Genomic DNA, 2,082 nt, shown 5'->3' with positions numbered 1-2,082 from the left:
GCCGCGGGCGTAATCCGTTGCGTGACCCGCGTGATCGTCGTTTGAACCGGATTGCCGGGCCGTCGTCGTTGGTCCTTTTTGGGGTGACGGGTGACCTTGCCCGGAAGAAGTTGATGCCGGCGGTGTATGACCTGGCGAACCGTGGGTTGTTGCCGCCGAGTTTCGCGTTGGTCGGGTTTGCCCGGCGGGAGTGGGACAAGGAGGATTTCGCTGCCGAGGTGAAGGCTTCGGTGCAGGCGCATGCGCGGACGCCGTTTGATGAGGCGGTGTGGAACCAGCTGTCCGAGGGGATCCGGTTTGTCCAGGGCGAGTTCGACGACGACGCGGCGTTCGAGCGGTTGGGCGAGACGATCAAGGAACTCGATGATGTCCGCGGGACGCGGGGGAACCACGCGTTTTATTTGTCGATCCCGCCGAAGGCGTTTGAGCAGGTCTGCCGGCAGTTGTCCAAGCATGGCCTGGCGCAGGCTGAGGGGGATAAGTGGCGGCGGGTGGTGATCGAGAAGCCGTTCGGTCATGACCTGGAGTCGGCGCGGAAGCTCAATGACATTGTGGAGTCGGTGTTCCCGCCGGATGCGGTGTTCCGGATTGACCATTACCTGGGCAAGGAAACGGTGCAGAACATCCTGGCGTTGCGGTTCGCGAACCAGTTGTTCGAGCCGTTGTGGAACGCGAACTACGTGGACCATGTCCAGATCACGATGGCCGAGGACATCGGTACCGGTGGCCGGGCGGGGTATTACGACGGGGTCGGCGCGGCCCGGGACGTGATCCAGAACCACCTGCTGCAGCTGCTGGCGTTGACGGCGATGGAGGAACCGATCTCGTTCAACGCCGATGACCTGCGCGCGGAGAAGGAAAAAGTGTTGGCCGCGGTCAAGCTCCCGGAGGATTTGTCGACGCATTCGGCGCGGGGGCAGTTCACCGGCGGCTGGCAGGGCGGCGAGCAGGTCCAGGGCTACCTGGAAGAGGAGGGCATCCCGGCGAACTCGACGACGGAGACGTATGCGGCGGTGCGGGTGGACATCCATACCCGCCGGTGGTCCGGGGTCCCGTTCTACCTGCGGGCCGGGAAGCGGCTGGGGCGGCGGGTGACGGAGATCGCGGTGGTGTTCAAGCGCGCCCCGAACCTGCTCTTCACCGATCATGGCGAGGATGACTTCGGGCAGAACGCCGTGGTGATCCGGGTCCAGCCCGATGAGGGTGTGACGATCCGGTTCGGGTCCAAGGTCCCCGGCACCCAGATGGAAGTCCGGGACGTGACGATGGACTTCGGGTACGGGCACTCGTTCACCGAATCCTCCCCGGAAGCGTATGAACGCCTCATTTTGGATGTGTTGCTGGGTGAGCCGCCGCTGTTCCCGCGGCATGAGGAAGTGGAGCTGTCCTGGAAGATCCTTGACCCGTTCGAGGAATACTGGGCGTCCCTGGGTGAGCAGCCCGAACCCTACGCCCCCGGCTCCTGGGGCCCGGCCTCCGCTGATGAGCTGCTGGCCCGTGACGGACGAACCTGGAGAAGGCCATGATTGTTAACCTGCCCGATACCACCACCTCGAAGGTCTCCAAGGAACTGATGGCCCTGCGCGAGCAGGGCGGCGTGATCGCCCTCGGCCGGGTCCTGACCCTCGTGGTCGTCACCAAATCGGGGCTGGAGGAAGAAGCGATCGAGGCCGCGAACGACGCGTCCCGGGAACATCCCTGCCGGATCATCGTGCTCGCCGACGCCGGGAAGGACCACGCCGACCGGCTCGACGCGCAGATCCGGGTCGGCGGGGACGCCGGCGCCTCGGAGGTGATCGTGCTGCGCGGCTACGGCCAGCTCGCGCACGAGTCCGAGTCCCTCGTCGCCGCGCTGCTGCTGCCCGACGCGCCCATCGTGGCGTGGTGGCCGCACGGCGCCCCCGAAAACGCCTGCGAAACCTCCATCGGCGCGATCGCGCACCGCCGGATCACCGACTCCGCCAACGAACCCGACCCCCAGGCGGCGCTGGAACGGATCAACCGGACCTACAAAGCCGGCGACACCGACCTCGCCTGGACCCGCCTGACCAACTGGCGCATCCAACTCGCCGCCGCACTGGA

At 66.1% G+C, this 2,082-nt stretch carries 2 protein-coding genes; both read left to right on the top strand.

All coding sequences use genetic code 11. The features are described from left to right. A partial coding sequence (gene zwf, locus ACYSM9_RS21760; RefSeq protein WP_461859025.1) for a glucose-6-phosphate dehydrogenase occupies positions 1 to 1,526 on the top strand: 1,526 nt, incomplete at its 5' end. Continuing rightward, the coding region (locus tag ACYSM9_RS21755) for a glucose-6-phosphate dehydrogenase assembly protein OpcA (protein WP_461859024.1) at positions 1,523 to 2,082 on the top strand (560 nt) is incomplete at its 3' end. The genes zwf and ACYSM9_RS21755, both read left to right, overlap by 4 nt.

The sequence above is a fragment of the Arthrobacter sp. C152 genome (assembly GCF_054890965.1).
Note: the sequence above shows the minus strand (reverse complement) of the source record. Positions and strands in the feature narration are given on the sequence as shown.